Annotated in this window: 19 protein-coding genes; 14 read left to right on the top strand and 5 right to left on the bottom strand. The window is 70.5% G+C overall.

The annotated features are described in order from the left end of the window. The first annotated feature begins 162 nt into the window (after positions 1-162). The 14 genes from FDP22_RS07165 (at position 163) to trpA (ending at position 13,804) form a co-directional block, all read left to right on the top strand. Complete coding sequence (locus FDP22_RS07165) at positions 163-531, top strand: helix-turn-helix domain-containing protein (protein WP_239031890.1); 369 nt, start codon at positions 163-165, stop codon at positions 529-531. A 78-nt stretch (positions 532-609) separates the two neighbouring features. After that, a complete protein-coding gene (metK, locus tag FDP22_RS07160) occupies positions 610-1,776 on the top strand; it encodes a methionine adenosyltransferase (protein WP_138572362.1) in 1,167 nt (388 codons plus the stop codon). Positions 1,777-2,114: 338 nt separating this feature from the next. After that, on the top strand, positions 2,115-2,834 hold the full coding sequence (gene trmB, locus FDP22_RS07155) for a tRNA (guanosine(46)-N7)-methyltransferase TrmB (protein WP_138572363.1): 720 nt from the start codon (positions 2,115-2,117) through the stop codon (positions 2,832-2,834). Between the two features lie 469 nt (positions 2,835-3,303). Continuing rightward, entirely contained in the window at positions 3,304-4,653 is a 1,350-nt protein-coding gene (gene aroA, locus FDP22_RS07150) for a 3-phosphoshikimate 1-carboxyvinyltransferase (RefSeq protein ID WP_138572364.1), read from the top strand. Continuing rightward, on the top strand, positions 4,650-5,276 hold the full coding sequence (gene cmk, locus FDP22_RS07145) for a (d)CMP kinase (RefSeq protein WP_138572365.1): 627 nt from the start codon (positions 4,650-4,652) through the stop codon (positions 5,274-5,276). Before aroA ends, cmk begins: the two co-directional genes overlap by 4 nt. Positions 5,277-5,433: 157 nt before the next feature. Further along, positions 5,434-7,122 (top strand): 30S ribosomal protein S1, encoded by a 1,689-nt coding sequence (gene rpsA / locus FDP22_RS07140; RefSeq protein ID WP_138572366.1) that lies wholly within the window; start codon positions 5,434-5,436, stop codon positions 7,120-7,122. Between the two features lie 313 nt (positions 7,123-7,435). Then, positions 7,436-7,717, top strand: coding sequence for an integration host factor subunit beta (ihfB, locus tag FDP22_RS07135; protein ID WP_138572367.1), 282 nt, complete (start codon positions 7,436-7,438; stop codon positions 7,715-7,717). Between the two features lie 39 nt (positions 7,718-7,756). After that, positions 7,757-8,092, top strand: a complete 336-nt coding sequence (locus tag FDP22_RS07130) for a LapA family protein (protein WP_138572368.1) — start codon at positions 7,757-7,759, stop codon at positions 8,090-8,092. 4 nt (positions 8,093-8,096) lie between these two features. After that, positions 8,097-8,738, top strand: a complete 642-nt coding sequence (locus FDP22_RS07125) for a phosphoribosylanthranilate isomerase (RefSeq protein ID WP_138572369.1) — start codon at positions 8,097-8,099, stop codon at positions 8,736-8,738. 471 nt (positions 8,739-9,209) lie between these two features. Further along, positions 9,210-9,740: a sigma-70 family RNA polymerase sigma factor gene (locus FDP22_RS07120; protein ID WP_138572370.1), complete on the top strand. Its 531-nt coding sequence runs from the start codon at positions 9,210-9,212 to the stop codon at positions 9,738-9,740. Continuing rightward, positions 9,737-10,540, top strand: a complete 804-nt coding sequence (locus FDP22_RS07115; protein WP_138572371.1) for an anti-sigma factor — start codon at positions 9,737-9,739, stop codon at positions 10,538-10,540. Before FDP22_RS07120 ends, FDP22_RS07115 begins: the two co-directional genes overlap by 4 nt. A 312-nt stretch (positions 10,541-10,852) precedes the next feature. Beyond that, entirely contained in the window at positions 10,853-12,073 is a 1,221-nt protein-coding gene (trpB, locus tag FDP22_RS07110; RefSeq protein WP_138572372.1) for a tryptophan synthase subunit beta, read from the top strand. A 466-nt stretch (positions 12,074-12,539) separates the two neighbouring features. Continuing rightward, positions 12,540-12,902, top strand: coding sequence for a hypothetical protein (locus FDP22_RS07105; protein WP_138572373.1), 363 nt, complete (start codon positions 12,540-12,542; stop codon positions 12,900-12,902). 110 nt (positions 12,903-13,012) lie between these two features. Next, positions 13,013-13,804, top strand: coding sequence for a tryptophan synthase subunit alpha (gene trpA, locus FDP22_RS07100; RefSeq protein WP_138572374.1), 792 nt, complete (start codon positions 13,013-13,015; stop codon positions 13,802-13,804). 401 nt (positions 13,805-14,205) lie between these two features. Here trpA and FDP22_RS07095 read toward each other — a convergent pair whose 3' ends face one another. The 5 genes from FDP22_RS07095 to FDP22_RS07075 all read right to left on the bottom strand — a co-directional run bounded on the left by FDP22_RS07095 (position 14,206) and on the right by FDP22_RS07075 (position 19,234). Next, positions 14,206-15,348, bottom strand: coding sequence for a patatin-like phospholipase family protein (locus FDP22_RS07095; protein ID WP_170317618.1), 1,143 nt, complete (start codon positions 15,346-15,348; stop codon positions 14,206-14,208). Positions 15,349-15,789: 441 nt separating this feature from the next. Beyond that, positions 15,790-16,053 carry an EF-hand domain-containing protein gene (locus FDP22_RS07090; protein WP_138572376.1) on the bottom strand — a complete coding sequence of 88 codons (264 nt, stop codon included), beginning with the start codon at positions 16,051-16,053 and terminating at the stop codon, positions 15,790-15,792. A 139-nt stretch (positions 16,054-16,192) separates the two neighbouring features. Next, complete coding sequence (locus tag FDP22_RS07085) at positions 16,193-16,879, bottom strand: LutC/YkgG family protein (RefSeq protein WP_138572377.1); 687 nt, start codon at positions 16,877-16,879, stop codon at positions 16,193-16,195. Next, positions 16,876-18,300: a lactate utilization protein B gene (locus FDP22_RS07080; protein WP_138572378.1), complete on the bottom strand. Its 1,425-nt coding sequence runs from the start codon at positions 18,298-18,300 to the stop codon at positions 16,876-16,878. The genes FDP22_RS07085 and FDP22_RS07080 overlap by 4 nt, the downstream gene beginning before the upstream one ends. Positions 18,301-18,475: 175 nt before the next feature. After that, entirely contained in the window at positions 18,476-19,234 is a 759-nt protein-coding gene (locus FDP22_RS07075) for a (Fe-S)-binding protein (RefSeq protein WP_138572379.1), read from the bottom strand. Between the last annotated feature and the right edge of the window lie 122 nt (positions 19,235-19,356).

Here is a 19,356-nt window from a genome sequence, read left to right as displayed (position 1 = left end):
ATATATCAGTAAGGTTCTGTTACCAATTTTTCATATTATCAGAAATTTGCTGACCCGGAGAGTTGCGCCCGGGCGGTCAGAAGCGAAGGTGCGTTCATTATGCTATCTACAGCCAATCTCATCGATATTCACGTGGGCAGCAGGCTGAGGTTCCGCCGTCTCATGGTCGGAATGAGCCAGGAGCGCCTTGGTGCCGAACTGGGAGTCACCTTCCAGCAGGTCCAGAAATACGAAAAGGGCACAAATCGGATCGGCGCCAGCCGCTTGTACGAGATTTCCCGCGTCCTCATGGTGAACGTCAGCTATTTCTTCGAGGGTCTCGAAGGCGACGAGAACCAGTCCGGCGAGGGGCTTCCGGCAACCGCGGTCACCGATTTCGTGTCCACCTCCGAGGGCATGGCGCTCAACACTGCCTTCTCGTCGATTCGCGATCGCGCCACCCGAAAGCGCATCGTCGAACTGGTGAAGACCCTCGCGGTCGACGTGCGGGAGGACTCCGGCAGCCTGCCACGCACGGCAAACGGCGATTGACCCACCCCGCTTCCACCCACTAGTACTTGAGCCCGCGCCTTGCGGGGCGTCTCTGACATCTCGAGGGAGGGTCGTTTTTTGGCTCGTTCTGACTATCTCTTTACCTCCGAATCGGTATCAGAAGGTCATCCGGACAAGGTGTGCGACCGGATCTCCGATGCCGTGCTCGACGCGTTCCTGACCGCCGATCCCTACTCACGTGTCGCCTGCGAGACCTTCGCGACGACGGACCGTGTCACCATCGGCGGCGAGGTCCGTGGCCCCGCCGAGGTGATCTCGCGCGTCGAGGAGATCGCTCGCGAGTGCGTCCGCGACATCGGTTACGAGCAGTCCGGCTTCCACTGGGCCAACATGAAGGTGGACAGCTACCTGCATGCCCAGTCGGCCGACATCGCCCAGGGCGTGGACAGTTCCGGCAACAAGGACGAGGGTGCCGGCGACCAGGGCATCATGTTCGGTTTCGCCGTCGACGAGACGCCCGAGCTGATGCCGGCGCCGATCCACTACGCCCACGCCATCCTGCGCCGCCTCACCGAAGTGCGCAAGAACGGCACGGAACCCAAGCTGGGCCCCGACGCGAAATCGCAGCTCACCCTGCGCTACCGCGACGGCAAGCCGGTGGCGGCCACATCCATCGTGCTCTCCACCCAGCACGTGGACCCCTCGCTCACCTCCGCGGACGTGCATGACATCGTGGCGCCCTACATCACCGAGGTGCTGCCCGACGGCTGGATCACCAGCGACACCGAGTGGCACGTGAACCCCACCGGCAAGTTCGTGATCGGCGGACCGGACGGCGATGCGGGCCTCACCGGGCGCAAGATCATCGTGGACACCTACGGCGGCGCGGCCCCGCACGGCGGCGGCGCCTTCTCCGGCAAGGATCCCACCAAGGTGGACCGGTCGGCGGCCTACGCGGCGCGCTACCTCGCGAAGAACATCGTCGCGGCGGGGCTGGCCACCAAGTGCTGCCTGCAGCTCTCCTACGCCATCGGCGTGTCGAAGCCGCTGTCGATCTATGTCGACACCTTCGGCACCGGCACGGTGGACGAGGCCGCGATCGAGACCGCGGTCGCCAAGGCGATGAACCTCACGCCGCGCGGCATCCGCGAGCATCTTCAGCTCAACCGCCCGATCTTCGCGCGCACCTCGGCCTACGGCCATTTCGGCCGCGCGCCGGAGGAGGACGGCGGCTTCTCCTGGGAGAAGACCGACCTGGTGGACGCCCTGCACGCGGCGCTCTGAGCCCGGCCACACCCCGGCCCGACCCCCGATCCCGCAAAGGCGCCCGCACCCCGGGCGCCTTTGTCCTGTCCGGCCCGGCGTTCGGCCACCCCCGGCCCCCACCCGCCTGGCCCGCCCCTCCCGGCCCGTCGGGGGAAGCGCTCAGCGAGCCTGCGCTTCGAGGGCGCGCGGCCGTCCCGGTACCGCGCTGGCCGCCAGTCGGCGCCGGTCCGGGCCCGGAGCGGCGTCGGGCTCGGCCGGCGGCCGGCCACGCCGATGCGCCACGGGGGTGGACAGGCCGCGCCGGGACGGCTAGGTCGCGCGGGCAACACCGTGCAGCAGCCAGGGAGACCCGCCCCGTGACCGAACCCACCCGCGAAGACGGCGCCCCCTGGCGCAATTTCTACGGTCGGCGCCACGGCAAGACCCTGCGCTCCGGCCAGCGCCGCCACATGGAGACCACGCTGCGCGAGATCGCGCCGAGCGGTGTCACCTGGGAGGAGAACCCCGACCGGCAGCAGATCGACCCCGCCGCGCTGTTCGGCGACGGGCGTCCGCTGTGGCTGGAAATCGGCTTCGGCGGCGGCGAGCACATGCTGGCCCAGGCGGCGGCGCACCGCGACGTGGGCATCATCGGCTGCGAGCCCTACGTGAACGGTGTGGCGATGTTCCTCGCCCAGATGGCACGGGAGAAGATCGACAACATCCGGGTCCACGCCGGGGACGTGCGCGACCTGCTCGACGTGCTGCCCGCGGCCTCGATGGACCGCGCCTTCCTGCTCTACCCGGACCCCTGGCCGAAGAAGCGCCACCACCGGCGGCGCTTCGTGAACCCGGAATTCATCGACCCGCTGGCCCGGGTGCTGAAGCCCGGCGCGATCTTCCGCGTGGCCACAGACATCCCGGACTACGTGCGCCACACGCTGGAGCACCTGTGCGGGCGCGACGATTTCGAATGGCTGGCCGAGCGCCCGTCCGACTGGCGCGCGCCCTGGCCGGACTGGCACCGCACGCGCTACGAGGCGAAGGCGATCCGCGAGAACCGGGTGCCCCATTACCTCACCTTCCGCCGCCTCTGACGGCGGATCCGGCGGACGGCCCTGCGGCCGACACCTCCCGAGCGCCGGCAGGGGCCGGCGCGCGCTGTCGCCCCGCCCTTGCCCGGGCGGCCGGCGCAAGGCCCACGCACTGAACAGCGGCCGACAGGTGGACAGCGCCGCGCCCGCCCGGAAACCCGCGCCTCCCGGCCTGCCCGCGCTGCGGGCCCCCGGCGGGTGATCGCCTGCACTCGGGCCCTGACCCAGTGGAGCGCGCACCGAGCGGGCGTGGCACCGCGGGGGCATCCGGGCAGCAGCCCGGCCCGGGCCCGGGAGATCTCTCCGCCAGCCCGCATGCGCCGGCCCGGGGGCCCGGGCGTGACGGGACCCGGCACCAGCGGCCGCCCCGGAGCCCCCATGAAACCTGCGCGGCACAGGGTGCGACGGGGCGGTGGACCGGGGCGGGACGCTCGGCTATAGATCCCGTCGATTATTCAGGATGGAAACGCGCATGTCCGGCCACGGCACCCCAATTCCCATGACCTCCCGGAAGTCTCCGCCCCTGAAGGGCGTGGCGGAAGTTCCCGGCGACAAGTCCGTCTCGCACCGCTCGCTCATCCTCGGCGCGCTCGCCGTGGGGGAGACGCAGGTGACCGGGCTGCTGGAGGGCGAGGACGTGCTCGACACCGCCCGGGCCATGCGGGCCTTCGGCGCCGAGATCGTCCGGCACGGGCCCGGCGCCTGGAGCATTCACGGTGTCGGCACCGGCGGCTTCGCCGAACCGGAGAACGTGATCGACTGCGGCAATTCCGGCACCGGCGTGCGCCTGATCATGGGCGCGATGGCCACCACGCCGATCTCCGCCACCTTCACGGGCGACGCCAGCCTGCGCAAGCGCCCCATGGGCCGGGTGACCGACCCGCTGGCGCTGTTCGGCGCCGAGGCGCGGGGCCGGCGCGGCGGGCGCCTGCCCCTCACCCTCACCGGCGCGGCGGAGCCGGTTCCGGTGCACTACGAGGTGCCGGTGCCCTCCGCGCAGGTGAAATCCGCGGTGCTGCTCGCCGCGCTGAACGCGCCGGGTGACACGGTCGTCATCGAGAAGGAAGCCACCCGCGACCATACCGAGCGGATGCTGCGCGGCTTCGGTGCACAGATCTCGGTGGAGCCGCAGGGCAGCGGCCGGGTGATCACCCTCACCGGCCAGCCCGAGCTTGCCGCGCAGACCCTGGCGGTGCCGCGCGACCCCTCCTCCGCCGCCTTCCCGGTGTGCGCGGCGCTGATCGTAGAGGGGTCCGAGGTGCTGGTGCCCGGCATCGGGCTGAACCCCACCCGCGCCGGCCTGTTCACCACGTTGCTGGAGATGGGCGCCGACATCACCTTCGAGAACCGCCGCGAAGAGGGCGGCGAGCCGGTGGCGGACCTGCGGGTGTGCCACGGCGCGCTCACCGGCGTGGAGGTGCCCCCGGAGCGGGCGGCTTCGATGATCGACGAGTTCCCCATCCTCGCCGCCGTCGCGGCCTTTGCCGAGGGCACCACGGTGATGCGCGGGGTGAAGGAACTCCGCGTGAAGGAAAGCGACCGGATCGACGCGATGGCGCGCGGGCTGGAAGCCTGCGGTGTCATGGTGGAGGAGGAGGAGGACATGCTCACCGTCCACGGCCGCGGGCCGGGCGGCGTGGCCGGCGGCGCGACGGTGGCAAGCCACCTCGACCACCGCATCGCCATGTCCTTCCTCTGCCTCGGGCTGGGCGCGCAGGCGCCGGTGCGGGTGGATGACGCCAGCCCCATCGCCACCTCCTTCCCGGCCTTCGAGGCCCTGATCGCCGGGCTGGGCGGCGCAGTGGCGCGGAGCAACGCATGAGCTTCACGGTGGCGATAGACGGGCCGGCCGCGGCGGGCAAGGGCACCATCTCGCGTGCCGTGGCGGCGCATTTCGGCTTCGCCCATCTCGACACCGGGCTGCTCTACCGCGCCGTCGGCATCCGCGCGCTGGAGATCGGCCGCGGCATCATCGCACCGGACATGGCCGAGAAGGTGGCGCGCGAGCTGACCGAGGCGCATCTGCAGCGGCCGGACCTGCGCAGCGCCCGTGCCGGGCAGACCGCCTCACGCGTGGCCGCGCTGCCGCCGGTGCGCGCCGCCCTGCTCGACTTCCAGCGCCGCTTCGCCCGGCGCGCCGGCGGCGCGGTGCTGGACGGGCGCGACATCGGCACGGTGATCTGCCCGGATGCGGAGGTGAAACTCTACGTCACCGCCTCCGACGCGGTCCGCGCGCAGCGCCGCTTCGAGGAATTGACGGCAGCCGGCGCGCAGACCACACTGGAGGCCGTCGCCGCCGACCTGCGCCAGCGCGACCTGCGCGACTCGGCCCGTGACATCGCGCCCATGGTGCGCGCCGGGGATGCGGTCTTGCTAGACACCTCGGAATTGTCTATAGACGCGGCCGTCACACAGGCAGTGGCGGAGATACAAAAACGACTCTAACGGAAGTGGGCAGAGCGGGCCGGAGGACAGATCGTCCGGTCGCTGAAGGCGCCTGCTGCCGCTAATCGTGTTTCCGGCATCGCCGGCAACGACATTCGCGAAAGACCGTCGGACCCAACCGGCTGGCCCGAAAACCACATGATCGGAGATTTACTGGATGAGCGCTAACGCCTCCATGGAAGACTTCGAGGCCCTCCTTAACGAGAGCTTCGAACTGGCGACCCCTCAGGAAGGGTCCGTCGTCAAAGGCCGCGTCCTGGCTATCGAAGCCGGACAGGCCATCATCGACATCGGCTACAAGATGGAAGGCCGTGTCGATCTCAAGGAATTCACCAAGCCCGGCCACGAGTCCGAAATCGCCCCCGGCGATGAGGTCGAAGTGTATCTCGACCGGGTCGAGAACGCCCGTGGCGAGGCCGTCATCAGCCGTGACAAGGCCCGCCGCGAGGAAGCCTGGGACCGCCTGGAGAAAGCCTACGAAGGCGAAGAGCGCGTCGAGGGCGCCATCTTCGGCCGCGTCAAGGGCGGCTTCACCGTCGATCTCGGCGGCGCCGTGGCCTTCCTGCCCGGCTCCCAGGTCGATGTGCGCCCCGTGCGTGACCCCGGCCCGCTCATGGGCATGCCCCAGCCGTTCCAGATCCTCAAGATGGACCGCCGCCGCGGCAACATCGTCGTGTCGCGCCGCGCCGTTCTCGAAGAGAGCCGTGCCGAGCAGCGCGCCGAGATCGTCGGTCGCCTGACCGAGGGCGACGTCGTCGAAGGCGTGGTCAAGAACATCACCGATTACGGTGCGTTCGTGGACCTCGGCGGTGTCGACGGCCTGCTCCATGTCACCGACATGGCATGGCGCCGCGTGAACCATCCTTCGGAGATCCTCTCGATCGGCGAGACCGTGAAGGTCCAGGTCGTGAAGATCAACAAGGAAACCCAGCGTATCTCGCTCGGCATGAAGCAGCTTCAGGCCGATCCGTGGGACAATGTCGCGGTGAAGTTCCCGATCGGCTCCAAGTGGACCGGCCGCGTGACCAACATCACCGATTACGGCGCGTTCGTGGAGCTGGAAGCCGGCGTCGAGGGCCTCGTCCACGTCTCCGAGATGTCCTGGACCAAGAAGAACGTGCACCCGGGCAAGATCGTCTCCACCTCCCAGGAGGTCGAGGTCATGGTGCTCGACGTGGACAGCGCCAAGCGCCGCGTCAGCCTCGGCCTGAAGCAGTGCCAGGGCAACCCCTGGGACAACTTCGCGGCCGCCTACCCGAATGGCACCGAAGTCGAAGGCGAGATCAAGAACATCACCGAATTCGGTCTGTTCATCGGTCTGGACGGCGACATCGACGGCATGGTCCACCTGTCGGATCTCGACTGGAACCGGTCCGGCGAGGAAGCCATGAAGGACTACCACAAGGGCGACGTCGTCCAGGCGGTGGTGCTTGACGTGGACGTGGACAAGGAGCGCATCTCGCTCGGCATCAAGCAGCTCGGCGGCGACCCGTTCGCTGACGCGACTGCCGGTGTGAAGCGTGGCGCCATCGTCACCGTCGAGGTCACCAAGATCGAGGACGGCGGCATCGAGGTCGAGCATGACGGCATGAAGGCCTTCATCCGCCGCTCGGACCTGGCCCGCGACCGCGCCGATCAGCGCCCCGAGCGCTTCGCCGTCGGCGACAAGATCGATGCCCGCGTCACCAACATCGACAAGGCGTCGCGCCGTCTTGGCCTGTCGATCAAGGCCCGCGAGATCGCCGAAGAGAAAGAGGCCGTGGAACAGTACGGCTCCTCGGACTCGGGTGCCTCGCTCGGCGACATCCTCGGCGCCGCGCTCAAGCAGCGCACCGGCGACGAGTGATCGCCCGCCGGCCCTCCGGGGCCGGCAGCATCCGCCTTCCGGCCCCGCGCCGGAGGCCCGGAATCCCTCGGAAGGCGGCGCATGGCGCCGCCTTTTTCTTGTCCGGACATGACGCGCCGAGCGCCGATTCGTTACAGCCGGGTCCTTGCCGCTGCGCGGTTAAGGTGCAATACGACGTTCGCTGCACCGCAAAGCCTTGAATTGCCCCGCTTTCTGGGGTTTGTGGCAATTGACGGAATGAGCGCGCCGTGCCATCGTCGGCCTTCAGAAAAAAGACTGAAGGCGTCGAACCGCCCCGGAGGAAAGTCGTCGCATGATCAAATCCGAACTGATCCAGATCATCGCGGAAGAAAATCCGCATCTCTACCAGTCGGACGTAGAGCGCATCGTCGGGACCATCTTCGAGGAAATCACCAGCGCCCTCGTTCGGGGCGAGCGGGTGGAACTGCGCGGCTTCGGCGCGTTTTCCGTCAAGCATCGGGATGCCAGAGTGGGGCGTAACCCGCGCACGGGCGAATCGGTCGAGGTGGAGGAAAAGCGTGTGCCCTTCTTCAAGACCGGCAAGCTGCTGCGCGAAAGACTGAACGACGCCTGAGCGCCCGCGGCGCCCCGGCGGAAGAATGAGGAATTCCCCATGCGGTATGTCCGCTATGCCCTGCTGGCGATCATCCTGATCGTCGTGGTCCTGCTGGCCGTCGCGAACCGCGAGCTGGTGACGCTGCGCCTGATGCCCGAGCAACTCTCCGGCGTCTATCAGCTCAGCCACGAGCTGCCGCTGTTCGTCGTCATCCTGGTGACACTGCTGCTGGGCGTCTTCCTCGGCTACGTGCTCGAATGGGGCCGCGAGATGCGCCAGCGCCGCGAGGCCTCCGAGCGCAAGCGGCTGATCGCGAAGCTCGAGCGCGAGAATGCCGAGCTGCGCCGCCGCCACGCCGCGCCGAAGGACGAGGTTCTCGCCATACTGGAATGATCCGATGCATGTGAAGATCTGCGGCCTGCGCAGCACCGCAGCGGTGGAGGCCGCGATATCGGCCGGCGCCTCCCATCTGGGCTTCGTCTTCTTCGCGAAATCGCCGCGCCATCTCGGCCTCGCCGAGGCGGCACCGCTGATCGCCTCAGTGCCGCCGGGGGTGATGCGCGTGGCGCTCACCGTGAACGCGGATGACGCCACCCTTGCCGACATCGCGTCCCTGGGCATCGACATGTTCCAGCTTCACGGCTCCGAAAGCCCGGAGCGGGTGGAGGAGGTGCGCCGCGCCCACGGGCTGCCGGTGATGAAGGCCGTCGGCATCGCCGGCCCGGAGGACCTGCCGGCGCTGGCGGAGCATGGCCGCGCGGCCGACCTCCTGCTGGTGGACGCGAAGCCCCCCGCGGGCGGCGCGCTGCCCGGCGGCAACGGCCTCGCCTTCGACTGGCGGCTGATCGCCGGCCGGCGCTGGCCGGTGCCCTGGATGCTGGCCGGCGGCCTCACCCCCGAGACGGTGGGCACCGCGATCCGCCTCACCGGGGCGCGGATGGTCGATGTCTCCTCCGGGGTGGAAAGCGCCCCCGGCGTGAAGGACCCCGCGCGCATCGCCGCCTTCATCTCCGCCGCCCGGGCGGCCTGGGGCCTCTGAGCGCGCGCCCGGCGGCGGAGCCGGGCCGCAGGTAGAAACCGGCCGGACCCCTTCCGGAGCCCGGCCGACCGCCCCGGCACACGGGGCGGGACAGAAGCGAAAACACACCATTCACGCATGATACGCCACACGACACACGACGCGGGACACTCCGGCCCCGCATACGCGTCGTCGCCCCGCAGCATCCTGCAACCTGGGGTTACGCGCCTGCAACGAAACAACAACTCGCAGTTTGTGTACACAGCCAAAAACGCCGCGGATGCGCCCGGCTGAGAAAAGACCGCGCACCTGTCGCCGCGAAGACGCATCCAAACCCGGGGGCCCGCGTGTCCTCATGTCATGCACCCCGTCCTCACCTCTCGCCGGCCCGCGCCGGCCTTGCCAGACAGCGCCCGCCGCGTTAATCGATTGGATCTATCGCGCGCGCGAAGCCCGGCCCCGTGTCGGTCAGCAGGCATCGGGGGATCCCACATGCTCGATCATGCCGAGGCACTGAAACGCTGTGCCGCGGGCGACCAGGCCGCTCTCCGGGCGCTGTTCTCCGAGGAGGCCGGGCGGATGATCGGCATCGCGATGCGCATCCTGCGCCGCCGCGACCTGGCCGAGGAAGCCGTGCAGGACGCCTTCGTCCTGATCTGGCGCAAGGCCCACACCTATATTCCGGAGCGCGGCTCGGCCCGGGGCTGGATCTACACCATCGTGCGCAACCGCGCCCTGAACATCCTGCGCGACGCGCGCCGGGAGACCCCGACGCTGCCCGAGGACATCGACACCCTGCGCGAGGCCGACCCCGTCGCCGCCACCTGGGAAGGGCTCGACGAGGCCAGCCGGCTGCGCGGCTGCCTCTCCGCCCTCGACGAGGTGAAACGGCGCTGCATCCTGATGGCCTACGTGATGGGCTATTCGCACGGCGAGATTGCCGGCCGGCTGGACGCGCCGCTGGGCACGGTGAAGGCCTGGGTGCGCCGCGGCCTGATCGCGCTGCGGGAGTGCCTCGGATGAGCGTGTCGCCCGAAGATCTGGACCTTGCCGAGGCCTTCGCGCTCGGCCTGCTGCCCGACAGCGAGCGCGCCGCCGTCGAGGCCCGTGCTGCCGCGGAGCCCGATCTCGCCGAAGCCATCGCGCGGGCGGAGGACCGCTTCGCCGAACTCTCCGCCACCGCGCCCGATCTCGGCGCCTCTCCCGAGCTCTGGAGCCGCATCGCCGCGGCCCTCGCCGCGGCGCCGGAACGGGGGGACGGCGGCGCCGCCTCCGGGCCGCTTGCCTCCTCCGCAGCCGAAGCCACGCCGGCCCCGGCGGGCACCGCGCCCGCGCGCGCCGAGCCTCCGGCACCCGGCCCGCGCACGGCGCGGCGCACCGGGGCGCGGCCGGCGCCGCGCTCCTGGCGCCGCACCGCCTTCGGCAGCATCGCGGCCAGTCTCGTGCTCGCGGCGCTGCTGGGCTGGCAGATCTTCTCCAACCAGGCACCGGCCATGGTCGCCGTGCTGCTGGACCCGAGCGGCCAGCCCGTGGTGATGGTCGAGGCCTTCGACGACGACCGGGTGCAGGTCACCATGCTCTCCGACATCTCGCTGCCCCCGGGCCGGGCCATGGAGCTCTGGACCAAGCCCGATCCGGACGGCCCGCCGGTGTCGCTCGGCGTGCTCACCCGCGCCTCCGCGACCACGCTGGTCGGCCCGCCGCTGCCGGACCCGCAGGCGGAGCAGCTCTACGAGATCACCTTGGAGGACGCGACCGGCTCGCCCACCGGCGGCCCCACCGGCGACGTGGTGGGCATCGGCACCGCGAAGCCCCCGCGCTGAGGCGGGGCGGGGCGGCTCCCGCGCGTCCCGCTGCCCCGGCGGCCCCCGGTCGAGGCGTCCCCGCCCTTCCGCCCTCTCCCCGGGCCGGTTCCGCCCGCCGGGGTCCTGCGCCGACGCTGCCCCGGCCGCCGCGCCGGGGCCTCGCCGCCCCTGCCGCCCTCCGCCCCCCCCCTGCCAGCCGGCCCCTGCCGCGCGCGCCCCCCCGAGCCGGGACCTCTCTGCCGGTGCGCCCCCCTGGTGCGGGCCGATTTCCTATCGACCCGCCCCCCCGCAAGGGGGTATGAAGGCGCGAAACTGCGCGAGGATGGCCCGATGACTTCCGACATGCTCAACTCCTACCGCACCGGCCCCGACGAGCGCGGCCGGTTCGGGAATTTCGGCGGCCGGTTCGTCTCCGAGACGCTGATGCCGCTGATCCTCGAACTCGAGAAATGCTACGATCACGCCCGCACCGACCCGGAGTTCTGGGCCGAGATGGACGATCTGTGGAAGCATTACGTCGGCCGGCCCTCGCCGCTCTACTTCGCCCCGCGGCTCACCGAGCATTTCGGCGGCGCGAAGATCTACCTCAAGCGCGATGAGCTGAACCACACCGGCGCGCACAAGATCAACAACGTGCTGGGCCAGATCCTGCTCGCCCGCCGCATGGGCAAGACCCGGATCATCGCGGAGACCGGCGCCGGCCAGCATGGCGTGGCCACCGCCACCGTCTGCGCCCGCTTCGGGCTGAAATGCGTGGTGTTCATGGGGGCGACCGATGTCGAGCGCCAGAAGCCCAACGTGTTCCGCATGAAGCTGCTCGGCGCCGAGGTGGTGCCCGTCACCTCCGGGCGCGGCACGCTGAAGGACGCGATGAACGAGGCGCTGCGCGACTGGGTGACCTACGTGGACGACACGTTCTACTGCATCGGCACCGTCGCGGGCCCGCACCCCTACCCGGCCATGGTGCGCGACTTCCAGTCGATCATCGGCAAGGAAACCCGCGAGCAGATGCTGGAGCAGGAGGGCCGCCTGCCCGACACGCTCGTAGCCTGCATCGGCGGCGGCTCCAACGCCATGGGCCTGTTCCACCCGTTCCTCGACGACAAGGGCATCCGCATCATCGGCGTGGAGGCCGGCGGCCACGGCGTGGACGAGCGCATGGAGCACGCGGCCTCGCTCACCGGCGGGCGCCCCGGCGTGCTGCACGGCAACCGCACCTACCTGCTGCAGGATGAGGACGGGCAGATCCTCGAGGGCCACTCCATCTCCGCCGGGCTGGACTATCCCGGCATCGGGCCGGAGCATTCCTGGCTGCATGACATGGGCCGGGTGGAATACGTCTCGGTGACCGACAAGGAGGCGCTCGCCGCCTTCCAGCTCTCTTGCCGCACCGAGGGCATCATCCCGGCGCTGGAGCCCAGCCACGCCCTGGCGCATGTGATGAAGATCGCCCCGGACCTGCCCAAGGACCACCTGCTGGTGATGAACATGTGCGGCCGCGGCGACAAGGACATCTTCACCGTCGCCGACCATCTGGGCGAAGACATGTGACACCCCCGCCGCCGGCCGCCACGGCCGGCGGGCACCCCGCCTGCGAAGCCTGCCCCGGATGCCGGGGCCCGGACCACGGCCGCGGCAGGGCGGGCGGGCCGCCGCCGCAGTGTTCGCGCGCGGCAGGCTGGCCGCACTGGCGCTCTCCATCCCCGTGATCCCCGGCGCCCCCGTCGGCGGACAGGCAGCCTCCGGCCGGCCCCGGAAGGTGGCGCCCTCCTGCATCCCGGAACGCCCGTCCTCTCGGCGACGCAAGCGTCTCCGGCAGCGGCTTCCGCCCCCCCGGCCTGGCCCTCTCACGCGGCAAAGCCGGGCCACCCCGCGGCCGGAGCGGCAGCGGCCCTGTTCATCCTGTGTGCACATTTTTCTTTCCCGCGCCCCGCGAAAGGCATATGTCCGGCTTCCGGGGGCCGTGGCGGCCCCGCGACGCGGCCTGAGAGCCGCCCTTGAAAAGGTACGTTACGGTATGTCAGCTTTTGAAATCGGGGACCTTGTGGTCCTCACCGCCGGCTCCATGCGCATGGCTGTCGAATCGATCGAAGGCGACGAGATCGCCACCGTCTGGTGCCACGAAGGCGCCATCGGCCGTGACCGGTTCAACACCCGTCTCCTGAAGAAATGGGAAGTCCGCGAGGACAGCACCGGCCGCCCGCCGTTCCGCAAGGACGGCGACCGCCCCTCCTTCCGCAAGGATGGTGATCGCGGCGATCGTGGTGGCGACCGCGGCGGCTATCGCGGCAACAAGCCCGAGGGTGACGACCGCCCGCGCGGCAAGACCGGCTGGGATGGCAAGCCCCGCGAGAAGAAGTACTTCCGCAAGGAAGACTGACCCTCTCGCGACACCCGTCCGGGGGCGCCGCGCGCGGCCCCGGAACACCCCTATGGCTTTTTGCCTCCCGTCCTTTTATGGGAAGGGGGCAGCAGGCAGGGGAGACTGGCATGACCCGTATCGACGACACTTTCGCACGGCTCCGCACCGAGGGCCGCAAGGCCTTCGTGACCTACATCATGGCCGGCGATCCGGAGTTCGACACGTCGCTCGAGGTGCTGCGCGGCCTGCCCGCCGCCGGGGCGGACATCATCGAGCTTGGCATGGCCTTCACGGACCCGATGGCCGATGGCGTCACCATCCAGCTCGCCGCCCAGCGCGCGCTCGAAGCCGGGATGACCCTCAATCGCACCCTCGAACTGGCCCGCCGCTTCCGCGAGCAGGACGACACCACGCCGATCGTGCTGATGGGCTACTACAACCCGATCTATTCCATGGGCGTGACCGCGTTCCTGGAGGCGGCGAAGGAAGCCGGCATCGACGGGCTGATCATCGTCGACCTGCCGCCGGAGGAGGACGACGAGCTCTGCCTCCCCGCGCAGGCCGCCGGGCTGAACTTCATCCGCCTCGCCACCCCCACCACCGATGACGCCCGCCTGCCGCGCGTCATCGCGAACAGCTCGGGCTTCATCTACTACGTCTCGATCACCGGGATCACCGGGGCCGCCTCCGCGGACGCGGCCCGGGTGGCGCCGGAGGTGCTGCGCATCAAGGCGAAGACCGACCTGCCGGTGGTCGTCGGCTTCGGCATCCGCAGCCCGGAGACGGCGCAGGACATCGCGGCCATCGCCGATGGCGCGGTCGTCGGATCGGCCATCGTCTCGCAGCTCGGCGCGGGAAAGCCCGCCGCCGAGGTGCTGGACTTCGTGCGCAGCCTCGCGGAGGGCGCCCACCGGGCCTGACGCCGGGGCCCCGCCGGGGCGTGAGCGTCCATGCCGGAGGCTGGTCCTTTGCCCCCCGGTTTCCGCCACGCCGGAGCGAGGGGCTGCGCGCCCTCCGCCACCTGAAGCGCCCGCCCTCTCGCGCCGGGCGGCGCCTTCCGCAGGCAGCCGCACACCCGGGGCTTTCGGAGGCGGGCGGGCGCGCTCCTCCCTGAAGCTTCCGAATCCGTCCGCACAGCCTGCTCCACACCTGTGCGAGGGGGCCCGGCGCGCCGCGCGACGCAACATGTCCGCAGCCCTGCGACTGGTGACACTTGCCACAAGCGCGCCTGCGCCTGCGCCTCCGGCTGGAGCTGGAGCTGGAGCTGGAGCTGGAGCTGGAGCTGGAGCTGGAGAAACGTCCGTTGGCGGGTCGGGACCCGTCAAGGCGCACGGGCCTCCATGTCCGACGTGACGTCGGCGGCGCCGAGGAACCGGCGGATTTCGTCGGCGCGGCTCAGTGCATCCGCGCGCCCGAGGTCGATGAGCTCCCCCACGTAGCCCGGTTCGAACAGCAGGTAGCTCGCCAGCACGAAGGGCGGCCGCCAGGCCCCGAGCGCGCGCAGCATCAGCCGCACCGGGCGCGGCAGCGATCGTGCATGGCGCTCCGAGATCTCCCGCAGGTCCCGCGAGGGGCGGATGGTGAGCAGCTGCACCGGGCGCAGCGCGCGGCTGGCGCGCTGTTCCGGGGTCATCACCGCCAGGGTGTCGTTGATGCGCAGCAGCCGCTCCATGTCGAGGTCGAGCTGGTCATTGAACAGCGTATCGAGCAACTGGCCGCCGATGAGCCCCGGCGCGGGATACTCCGGCTCGGCGCCCTCGGGGGAGACGGTGTCGATGCCGTCATCCCGCCCGGCGATCACGAAGAGCCGGGTTGCCCCGAGGTGGATGGCCGAGGAGAGCGGCGCGGTCTGGCGCAGGGCGCCGTCGGCGTAGAAGGCCGGGCCCACCCGCCGCGCCGGGAAGATCAGCGGCAACGCGGTGGAGGCCAGCACATGCTCCACCCCCAGCCGCGCCGCCACCCCCTCGCGCCGGGAGCGTGACCAGCCGTCAAGCGGCGCACGCGTCTCGAAGAAGGTGACGGCCTGGCCGGTCTGATAGCTGGAGGCGGTGACGCCCACGGCCTCCAGGTTGCCGCGCGCCAAGCAGCGGCGCAGGGCGTCGAAGTCGATGTTCTCCTGCAGCAGGGTTTCCAGCGGCGCGGAATCGAACAGCGATTCCGGCGCGCCCATGCCCAGCCGGCCGAAGGTCATGTGCCCCGCCCAGCCGGCCATCCGCGCGGTGATGGCCCGCATGTCCGCGCGAAACACCCGGCCGCATTCCAGCCCGCGCCAGAGCGCCTCCAGCTCGGCGGTGGCGCGGTCGAAGGCGTTGAGACGGCAGGCGAGGGCCAGCGCGTTGATCGCGCCCACCGACAGGCCGGTCACCACCGGAAACGGGTTCGGGGCGCCCGGGCCGAGGATCTCCGCCACGGCCGAGAGCACGCCCGCCTGGTAGGCGCCGCGCGCGCCGCCGCCCGACAGCACGAGACCGACGCGCTCCGCCCCGGGGGCGCCCGGGCCCGGTTCCGGGAAGCCCGAGCCCCCGGGGCCCGGCGCCGGCCGTTCCGCCGGCCCGGGGCCCGGACCGATCCTGCGTCTTCCAAGCCTCACGCGATCCTCCCACAAAGGCACCGCCAGTGTGTCACCGTCCGGTGAAGGAAGTCCTGCCCAGTGTCGCACGCCCGGTCGCGGCCGCAAAGCCGCGCGTGGGGCCCGGCCGGGCATGCCGGCTGCCGGCCTTCGGGGGAGCGCAGGGCCGCGACACCCCGGGCCCCGGGCAATCCGCCGGCCGCTCCGTCCGGGTGCTCCATCCGGGCGCCCCACATGCAAATGCCCCGGCGCGAGAGGGGCGCGCCGGGGCATCCGGGTATCATGTCATCGGGCCTCCGCCGAGGGAAGCGGCGCCGTCAGACCGCGGGACGACGATCAGGTGTCGTCCTTGCTGGTGCTGTTGGCATCCATGTTCTGCTTGAGCGAAGCGAATTCGCCCTCGTCGATCACCTGGTCGCCGTTGGCGTCGAAGGTGCCGAACTGCACCTGGTCGATGCCCGGATACGCGGTTTCGACTTCCTGCATGGTCAGGGTGCCGTCGGAATTCGTGTCGACGTCCTCGAAGGTCCAGCTTGCGGCCGAGGCGGCGGTCACGCCGAATGCGAGAGCGGCGGCGGTGGTGGCAATAGCGAGTTTCATCGGGCTTCCTTTCGGATTTCTTCTGAATTCACGTGGGCTTATCTTGCCCTTGACGCGTCGTCGACAGGGGGTCTCCCTGCTCTGTGACAGGTCAACGGCTGCCTCTGCCCTTCGTTGCCTCGCGCCGCATCACGCCCCTTCACGGATCCGAGAGATCGCCCTGCGGGTCGGACACCACGAAGACATGCAGGGCCACCGGGCCGTGCGCGCCGAGCTGCAGCTTCTGGCCGATGTCGGCGGAGCGCGACGGGCCCGTCACCATGTTCACCGTGCGCGGGTCGATGCCCGCGCCGCGCAGCCCGGCCCAGACCTCCTCCAGCCCGGCCCTCACCGCGCTTTCGAACACCACCACGAAATGCGTCTCCCCGAGGAAGGTGAGGGTGACGGGGTTCTCCGGCCCGGAAGTGAGCACCAGCGTGCCGGTCTCCGCCATGCCGAAGCGGGCGTGGGAGAGGGTTGCCGGCTCCTCGATGCGCCCGATCCCGGTGGTCGCGGTGATGGTGCCCCAGTCCAGCCCCTCGAAGATCGGGTCGGTTCCGTGGCGGATCTCCGATGGCAGGTTGCGGTTGCGCAGCTCGTGCGACAGGGCCCGGGGCAGCTCGGCGAGGGAGGACACGCGGGAGACCGTGGCATCCACCGCTTCCAGCCGGGTCATGAACTGGGTCAGCGCCGCCTGGCCCTGCAACTGGGCGAAGCCGGGCACCGGGCTGCGCGGGCCCTCGCCACGCAGGCGGGCCGCCACGGCGGACTGGCGGTCGGCCTCCGTGCGCTCGGGGTCGGCGAGGGCGGTGCGCAGACGGCCCAGGATACGCTCGCGCGCGCTCATCCGCGTTTCTCCTTCCACTGGTCCATGAAAGTCTTGCCCTGCGGGGCGGGGAAATCGCGCTGACCGGTCCAGCCGCCGCCCAGCGGCAGCGAGGCGAGGCGGCCGCGCCCGCCGGCCATGCGGCGCAGCGCCTTCATGCCCAGCCGGGTGCCGAACCGGTACAGCGCCGGGCGCCGGGCGAAGAAGGCCCAGAGCGCGATGCCGTAGCGCGCCGCCGAGGGGGTGAGGCGTTTCTCGAATTCCCGCTCGCGCCAGTGGCGCATCATCTTCGGCAGCGGGATCTTCATCGGGCACACGCTCTCGCAGCGGCCGCAGAAGGTGGAGGCGTTCGGCAGTTGCCCGCCCTCCTCCACCCCGATCAGCGAGGGGGTGAGCACGGCGCCCATCGGCCCGGGATACACCCAGCCATAGGCGTGCCCGCCCACGGCCTGGTAGACCGGGCAGTGGTTCATGCAGGCGCCGCAGCGGATGCAGCGCAACATCTCCTGGAACTCGGTGCCCACCATGTTGGAGCGGCCGTTGTCCAGCAGCACCACGTGATATTCCTCCGGTCCGTCCGGGTCCTGCGTGCGGCGGGGGCCGGAGGAGAAGGTGGTGTAGACCGACATGTCCTGCCCGGTGGCCGAGCGCGCCAGCAGGCGCAGCACGGTGGAGGCGTCGTCCAGCGTGGGCACCAGCTTCTCCAGGCTCGCCATCACGATATGCACCCTGGGCAGCGACTGGGAGAGGTCGCCGTTGCCCTCGTTGGTGACGATCACGCTCTGGCCGGTTTCGGCGATGAGCATGTTGGCGCCGGTGATGCCCACCTCGGCCTGGAAGTATTTCTCGCGCAGGATGCGGCGGGCTTCCATCTGCAGGGTGGCGTTGTCGGAGAGGTCGCGGTCCGGCGGCAGGTGGGAGTGGGCCTTGCGGAAGGCGGCCTCGATCTCCGGCACCGTCACGTGGACGGCAGGCGCGATGATGTGGCTCGGCGCCTCGTGGCGGAGCTGGATGATGTATTCGCCGAGGTCGGTCTCCACCGGCGTGATGCCGTTTGCCGCCAGGTGGTCGTTGATCCCGCATTCCTCGGAGATCATCGTCTTGCCCTTGTTCACCGTCTTCGCATCCACCGAACGGCAGATCTCCAGCACGATGCGGCGGGCGTCCTCGGCGGTTTCGGCCCAGTGCACGTGGCCGCCGGCGGCGGTCACCCGGGCCTCGTATTCCTCCAGGTAGAGGTCGAGGTGGGCGAGCGTGTGGTTCTTCATCTCGCGGCCCGCGTCGCGGATCTGCTCGAACGTGTCCACCCGGGCGGCCGCGGCGGTGCGCTTGTCGACGAAATGGCCCCGGGCGTTGCGCAGGGCGGTCTGCAGGTTGGCGTTCGCCAGCGCGTCATGGGCGTTGGACTTGAAGGCGGGCGTGGTCGGATGGGCGTGGCTCATCGGATCATCCTTCGGGCTGGTCGACACGGGCGCGAACGGGACGGGCGGGACACGGGCTGCAGGCCGCGCCCCCGGCCGGGCCCGCCTGCGCGCGCCCGGTCCGCCGCGCAGGGGCGGGTTTCAGCGCGGTCGCGGGCCGGGGCGGGGGGTGTGTCGCGCAGGGGGGCCGTGGCCATCATTCCCCCTCGCCGATGGCGGGGGTATCGGTCATCCCGGCAAGCACTTCCACCACGTGGCGGGCCTTCATCGGCCGGCCCTCGCGGCTGGCCTTGCCGGCCATGTTCATCAGGCAGCCGAGATCGCCGGCCAGCAGCAGCTCGGCCCCGGTGTCGGCCGCGTTGCGCGTCTTGTCACCGACCATGGCATTGGAAATCTCGGGGTATTTCACGCAGAAGGTGCCGCCGAAGCCGCAGCAGACCTCGGATTCCTTCATCTCGGTGAGCTTCAGCCCCTCCACCGTGCCGAGCAGCGCCCGAGGCTGCTCCCGCACGCCGAGCGAACGCAGGCCCGAGCAGCTGTCATGATAGGTGGCATGGGCCTCCAGCCGGGCCGTGACACCCTGCACGCCCATCACGTCGGAGAGGAAGCTGGTGATCTCATGGGTCTTCGCCCCCAGTGCCCGGGCGCGCTCGGCCCAGGGGTCCCCGGCCTCGAACATCTGCGCGTAATCCTTGGCGATGGTCGCCCCGCAGGAACCGGAGGGGGCAACCACATGGTCGAACCCCTCGAAGGCCGCGATCACCTGCCGGGCGATGGAGCGGGCGGTCTTCGTGTCGCCGGAATTCCACGCCGGCTGGCCGCAGCAGGTCTGCGCCGCGGGAACCTCGACCCTGCACCCCGCCTGTTCGAGAAGCTTGATGGTCGCGAACGCGACACTGGGCCTGAACATGTCGACGAGACAGGTGACGAACAGGGCAACCGTTGGCTTGGGCATGGGGGTCTCCGCTGGAGTGGTCGGTTTTTTCTACCAGTTTGCAACAGGGGTGCAAGGCCGCTGTCCCCGCTCGGGCCAGCGCGGCACGCAGGTTCAACTCTCCCGCGCAGCCCCGGGCCGGG

Source organism: Paroceanicella profunda (genome assembly GCF_005887635.2).
Lineage (GTDB): Bacteria > Pseudomonadota > Alphaproteobacteria > Rhodobacterales > Rhodobacteraceae > Paroceanicella > Paroceanicella profunda.
Note: the sequence above shows the minus strand (reverse complement) of the source record. Positions and strands in the feature narration are given on the sequence as shown.

What these genes read in the sequence shown, in the direction of transcription:
- FDP22_RS07165 (WP_239031890.1), top strand. Translation starts at nt 163, where the DNA reads ATGGTCGGAATGAGCCAGGAGCGCCTTGGTGCCGAACTGGGAGTCACC.
- aroA (WP_138572364.1), top strand. Translation starts at nt 3,304, where the DNA reads ATGTCCGGCCACGGCACCCCAATTCCCATGACCTCCCGGAAGTCTCCG.
- cmk (WP_138572365.1), top strand. Translation starts at nt 4,650, where the DNA reads ATGAGCTTCACGGTGGCGATAGACGGGCCGGCCGCGGCGGGCAAGGGC.
- rpsA (WP_138572366.1), top strand. Translation starts at nt 5,434, where the DNA reads ATGAGCGCTAACGCCTCCATGGAAGACTTCGAGGCCCTCCTTAACGAG.
- ihfB (WP_138572367.1), top strand. Translation starts at nt 7,436, where the DNA reads ATGATCAAATCCGAACTGATCCAGATCATCGCGGAAGAAAATCCGCAT.
- FDP22_RS07130 (WP_138572368.1), top strand. Translation starts at nt 7,757, where the DNA reads ATGCGGTATGTCCGCTATGCCCTGCTGGCGATCATCCTGATCGTCGTG.
- FDP22_RS07125 (WP_138572369.1), top strand. Translation starts at nt 8,097, where the DNA reads ATGCATGTGAAGATCTGCGGCCTGCGCAGCACCGCAGCGGTGGAGGCC.
- FDP22_RS07120 (WP_138572370.1), top strand. Translation starts at nt 9,210, where the DNA reads ATGCTCGATCATGCCGAGGCACTGAAACGCTGTGCCGCGGGCGACCAG.
- FDP22_RS07115 (WP_138572371.1), top strand. Translation starts at nt 9,737, where the DNA reads ATGAGCGTGTCGCCCGAAGATCTGGACCTTGCCGAGGCCTTCGCGCTC.
- trpB (WP_138572372.1), top strand. Translation starts at nt 10,853, where the DNA reads ATGACTTCCGACATGCTCAACTCCTACCGCACCGGCCCCGACGAGCGC.
- FDP22_RS07105 (WP_138572373.1), top strand. Translation starts at nt 12,540, where the DNA reads ATGTCAGCTTTTGAAATCGGGGACCTTGTGGTCCTCACCGCCGGCTCC.
- trpA (WP_138572374.1), top strand. Translation starts at nt 13,013, where the DNA reads ATGACCCGTATCGACGACACTTTCGCACGGCTCCGCACCGAGGGCCGC.
- FDP22_RS07090 (WP_138572376.1), bottom strand. Translation starts at nt 16,053, where the DNA reads ATGAAACTCGCTATTGCCACCACCGCCGCCGCTCTCGCATTCGGCGTG.
- FDP22_RS07085 (WP_138572377.1), bottom strand. Translation starts at nt 16,879, where the DNA reads ATGAGCGCGCGCGAGCGTATCCTGGGCCGTCTGCGCACCGCCCTCGCC.
- FDP22_RS07080 (WP_138572378.1), bottom strand. Translation starts at nt 18,300, where the DNA reads ATGAGCCACGCCCATCCGACCACGCCCGCCTTCAAGTCCAACGCCCAT.
- FDP22_RS07075 (WP_138572379.1), bottom strand. Translation starts at nt 19,234, where the DNA reads ATGCCCAAGCCAACGGTTGCCCTGTTCGTCACCTGTCTCGTCGACATG.